The following is a 4310-nucleotide window of genomic DNA, read 5'->3' on the forward strand; positions in this document are numbered from 1 at the left end:
CCCCCGGCCGCCCCCCGGCCGCAGACGACGCGCCGGCGGCGCGGCACCCGCAGGGGTTCCTCGGCACACCGCCCGGACTCGTCCTGCCCGGCGGCACGCCCTGCCGCATCCCCGGCTCGGCCTACAGCGCCTCCTGGGTCTCCGGCGCCGCCCGCCCGCCCGGCACCGGAACCCTCCTGATCGCCTACACCGACGTGTGCGTCCAGCAGACCTCCATCGCCACCCAGGGATTCGGCCTCGTCCAGTACCGGCCCGCCGGCAACACCCTCACCGGCCGCGCCAAGGTGTTCGCCGCACCCTCCCTGCCGCCCCAGCAGAACCTCGGCTCACCCGTCTTCGCCGGCGGGCACCTGTACCTGTTCGCCGCCGTCTGCGACGTCCACGGGCCCGGCGCCTGCACCTCCGGGCGCGTCACCCTCGCCCGCGTCCGCGCCGACCCCGGCGCCTGGCGCGACCCTGCCGCCTACCGGTACTGGACGCCCGGCGGGTGGACCCGCGACGCGTTCCAGGCCGCGAGCCCGGTTCCCGGCGCCGCGCCCTACGCCGTCCAAGTCGCCGACTACACCGCCCTCGGCAAGGGCCTGGTCATGGTCGAGCAGCGCGGCTTGGACGGCCGGTACCGGCTGTGGCGCGCGCCCGCACCCGAAGGGCCCTGGCGTCCCGCCGGGGACGGCACCGTGCCCTGCTCCGGCGGATCCGGGTTCGACCAGTGCCGCGCCCTCATCGGCCACCCCGCCCTCAGCACCCGCGACGCGCTGCTGCTGTCGTACTACGACCCCGCCGGCGACCACGTCACCGTCCGCGCCGTCCCCTGGTGACCCCCCGTGCGCTGGTCAGCTGGCCCACAGGCGGCGCTTGCGGTAGCGGGGCTCCCACATCACCCGGTTCAGCTCCCGCAGCGGCTCGGGCAGCGCCGTCAGGAACCGGCTGCGCTCCACCGGCGCTATCCCGTCCACCACCCACGGGACGAACAGCGGCGTGCCCGCCTCGCAGCGGCGGCGCGCCTCGCCGGCCAGCGCCCGCCACTCCCCGTCGGCCAGCACCGCCTCCGCCAGCGGCAGCGCGCTCATCTCCTCGTGCCGCAGATGCAACTCCAGTGCCTCCCGCAGGTCGCGCACCGCGCCCGGCAGGTCGCCGCCGCCCGCCATCGCCGCGTCGACCCGGCCGATCAGCGGGACGGTCCGGGCGTGCTCGGCGCGCATCTCCTCCAGCACCGCCCGCTCCGCGCTGCGGCCCGCCGCCCCTCCCGGCAGGTGCCCCGCCACGGCCCGCTCCACCCGCGGCCACAGCCACTCGTCCTCCAGGTCGTGGTGCAGCCGGATCTGCTCCTTGAGGTTCTCCCAGCCCGCGCGCACGTGCGGGGCGCGCCCCTTGCCCGCCGCCGCGGCCGCCGCGAGCCGGTCCAGGTCCCGGCGGAACGCGTCGTGCGCGGCGTGCAGAAGGGTGCGGCACGTGGTGTGGCGCGGCCGGACCGCGAAAGTGTCCATACCTCTATGAGGCCGCGGCGGTCCCGGATGTGACCTCTTCGCGCGTGCGCGAGATGAACCTCACACGCGCCAGCCGAGGGAGGCGTCAGCCGGATCCGCACCGGGACCCCGCACCCGCGATGACCGCCGCGCGGGCCGGCGGGATGCGGTCAGCCGCGCCGCGGGGTGACCAGGCCCGACTCGTAGGCGAACACCACCAGCTGGGCGCGGTCCCGCGCGGCCAGCTTGGTCATCGCCCTGCTCACATGCGTCTTGGCGGTGGTCGGGCTGATCACCATGTGGGCGGCGATCTCGTCGTTGGACAGGCCCCGGGCCACCAGCGCGGTCACCTCGCGCTCGCGGTTGGTCAGCACGCCGAGCGCGTCCGGCGGCGGCGCGGTCTCGGGGCGGCGGGTCACGTACTCGCCGATCAGGCGGCGGGTGATCGCCGGGGACAGCAGCGCGTCGCCGCGGGCCGCGACCCGCACGCCCTGCAGCAGGTCGGCGGGCTCGGTGTCCTTGACCATGAAGCCGCAGGCGCCCGCGCGCAGCGCGTTGAAGACGTACTCGTCCAGGCCGTAGTTGGTGAGGATCACCACGTGGACGCCGCCGAGGCGCTCGTCGGCGGCGATCAGCCGGGTCGCCTCGATGCCGTCCATCACCGGCATCTGGATGTCGACGAGGGCGACGTCGGGCCGGTGCTCGCGGACCAGCGCGAGCCCCTCCTCGCCGTTCGCGGCCTCGGCCACCACCTCGATGTCGTCCTCGATCCCCAGCAGCGCCCGGAACCCGCCGCGGATCAGCGCCTGGTCGTCCACCAGCACCACCCGGATCACGACGGCTCCCCCAGCGGAAGCTCGGCGCGGACGGTGAAGCCGCCCCCCGGGCGGGGCTCGGCCCGCAGCCGGCCGCCGAGCGCCGCGACCCGCTCGCGCATGCCGAGCAGGCCCGTGCCCGGCACGGGCGGCACGTCCGAGTCGGCCTTGCCGTCGTCGTCGACCTGCACGACCAGCTCCTCGCCCGCGTACTCGACCCGCACCCGCGCGCCCGCCCCGCCGGCGTGCCGGGAGACGTTGGTGAGCGCCTCCTGGACGATCCGGTACGCGGCCCGGTCCACCTCCGCGGGCAACTCCCGGCGCGTGCCGCACACCGTCACCTCGGCCGGGAGGCCGGTCGAGCGGGCCCGCTCCACCAGGTCGCCGAGCCGGTCCAGGCCGCTGGCCCCGTCCGCGCCCTGGGCCCCGCCGCCCGGGTCGCCGGAGTCGCGCAGCACCTCCAGGGTGGCGCGCAGCTCGCGGATGGCGTCGCCGCTCGCCTCCTGGATGGCCAGCAGCGCCGGGGGCACCTCCTCGCCGCGCTTGCGCGCCACGTGGACGGCCACCCCGGCCTGCACCTTGATGATCGAGATGCTGTGGGTGAGCGAGTCGTGCAGCTCCCTGGCGATGCGCAGGCGCTCCTCGCCCGCCCGCCGCCGGGCCGCCTCCTCGCGGGTGCGCTCGGCCTCGGCGGCCCGCTCCTCGGCCTCCTCCAGGTAGGCCTGCCGGTGCCGCGTCACGATCGCCGCCACGCCGGCCGCGACGAACCAGCCGACCAGCAGCGAGATGCTCTGGAAGTTCTGCCCGGCCCCGTCGGCGCCGGGCAGGTTCACCGCGAAGCCGGCGCCCAGGAACGCCAGGCTCACCAGCGCCGCGGCGACCTGGTGGCCGGCCCTGACCGCGGCGAACACCGACACCATCACCGGGTAGGCGGCCGCCGGGCCCGGCTGGACGTGCGCGCCGAGCGCGAGCATGCAGGCCGCGCTGACCAGCAGCGCCACCAGCGGCGCCCGCCGCCACGCGGCGAGCGCCAGCGACCCGGCGACGAGGGCCGCCAGGTCCAGCGCGCCCGCGTCCGCCGTGACGAGCACGATGACCGACAGCACGACGGCCATGCCCGCGCCGAGCAGGGCGTCCTGGGCGAGCGGCCGCCCGGCGATGAACTCCATTTGTGCAGATTAGAGCCTTCCCGGGCCGGCGGACCTCCACCGGACGTCGCAATGCGCGGCTACTCCCGGTGATGTAGCCGGGCCGTCCCTACTCCCCCGGTGCCGCGCGCAGGAGTCTCCCCCGGCACGATGACCGCCGCCCTGCCCGGACAGCACGATGTCCGGCATGCACACGATCCCGAGCAAGGACGGCCCGAGCAAGGACGGCCGGGGCCCGCGGCCCGGCACGAGACGGCCCACGGCACAGACAGCGGCGCACGAGGGGACCGTGCCCCGATGACCGGCGCGCAAGCGGCCCCCGGACGGACCGCCGCCGCGTCCGCCGCCCGCCCCGGCCTGGTCCTCGCCGCGGTCGCCGTCGTGCAGTTCATGGTGTCGCTGGACCTGTCGGTCGTGAACGTCGGGCTCCCGCAGGTCGCCTCCGGCCTCGGCTTCAGCGCCGTCGGCGTCACCTGGGTGATCCACGCCTACGCCCTCACCTTCGGCGGGCTGCTCCTGCTCGGCGGCAAGGCCGCCGACACCTACGGCCGCAGGCGGGTCCTGCTTTTCGGGCTCGGCCTGTTCGGCCTCGCCTCGCTCGCCGGAGGGTTCGCGCAGGAGCCGGGCCACCTCGTCGCCGCCCGCGCCGTGCAGGGCGCCGGGGCCGCCGCACTCGCCCCGGCCGCGCTCGCGCTGCTGGCCACGACGTTCCCCGCGGGCCGCGCCCGCGTCAAGGCCTTCGGGATCTGGAGCGCCGTCAACGCCGCCGGCGGCGCCCTCGGCGTCCTCATCGGCGGGCTGCTCACCGAGTACGCCGGCTGGCGCTGGGTGATGTTCGTCAACGTGCCGATGGCCGCCGCCGCGCTGGCGATGGCCTGGCG

Annotated in this window: 5 protein-coding genes; 2 read left to right on the top strand and 3 right to left on the bottom strand. The window is 76.5% G+C overall.

The genetic code is table 11. From position 1 onward, the window contains the following. On the top strand, window positions 1–818 hold an 818-nt coding region (locus E1293_RS48285; RefSeq protein WP_165978695.1), incomplete at its 5' end, for a DUF4185 domain-containing protein. Window positions 819–833: 15 nt separating this feature from the next. Here E1293_RS48285 and E1293_RS44980 read toward each other — a convergent pair. From E1293_RS44980 to E1293_RS44990, 3 genes are all read right to left on the bottom strand, one after another. Beyond that, the gene (locus E1293_RS44980) at window positions 834–1487 is read right to left on the bottom strand and encodes a hemerythrin domain-containing protein (RefSeq protein ID WP_132205963.1); all 654 of its coding nucleotides are present in this window, start codon (window positions 1485–1487) and stop codon (window positions 834–836) included. A gap of 149 nt (window positions 1488–1636) precedes the next feature. Next, window positions 1637–2302, bottom strand: a complete 666-nt coding sequence (locus E1293_RS44985) for a response regulator (protein ID WP_132205965.1) — start codon at window positions 2300–2302, stop codon at window positions 1637–1639. After that, on the bottom strand, window positions 2299–3450 hold the full coding sequence (locus E1293_RS44990; protein ID WP_132205967.1) for a sensor histidine kinase: 1152 nt from the start codon (window positions 3448–3450) through the stop codon (window positions 2299–2301). Before E1293_RS44990 ends, E1293_RS44985 begins: the two co-directional genes overlap by 4 nt. 276 nt (window positions 3451–3726) lie before the next feature. On the opposite strand from E1293_RS44990, the gene E1293_RS44995 reads away from it, so the two are divergent. Then, the coding region (locus E1293_RS44995; RefSeq protein ID WP_132205969.1) for an MFS transporter at window positions 3727–4310 on the top strand (584 nt) is incomplete at its 3' end.

This window comes from Actinomadura darangshiensis, from assembly GCF_004349235.1.
Classification (GTDB): Bacteria; Actinomycetota; Actinomycetes; order Streptosporangiales; family Streptosporangiaceae; genus Spirillospora; species Spirillospora darangshiensis.

Excerpts from the sequence above, each read along its gene's own strand:
- E1293_RS44980 (WP_132205963.1), bottom strand. The coding sequence starts at position 1,487 with ATGGACACTTTCGCGGTCCGGCCGCGCCACACCACGTGCCGCACCCTT.
- E1293_RS44990 (WP_132205967.1), bottom strand. The coding sequence starts at position 3,450 with ATGGAGTTCATCGCCGGGCGGCCGCTCGCCCAGGACGCCCTGCTCGGC.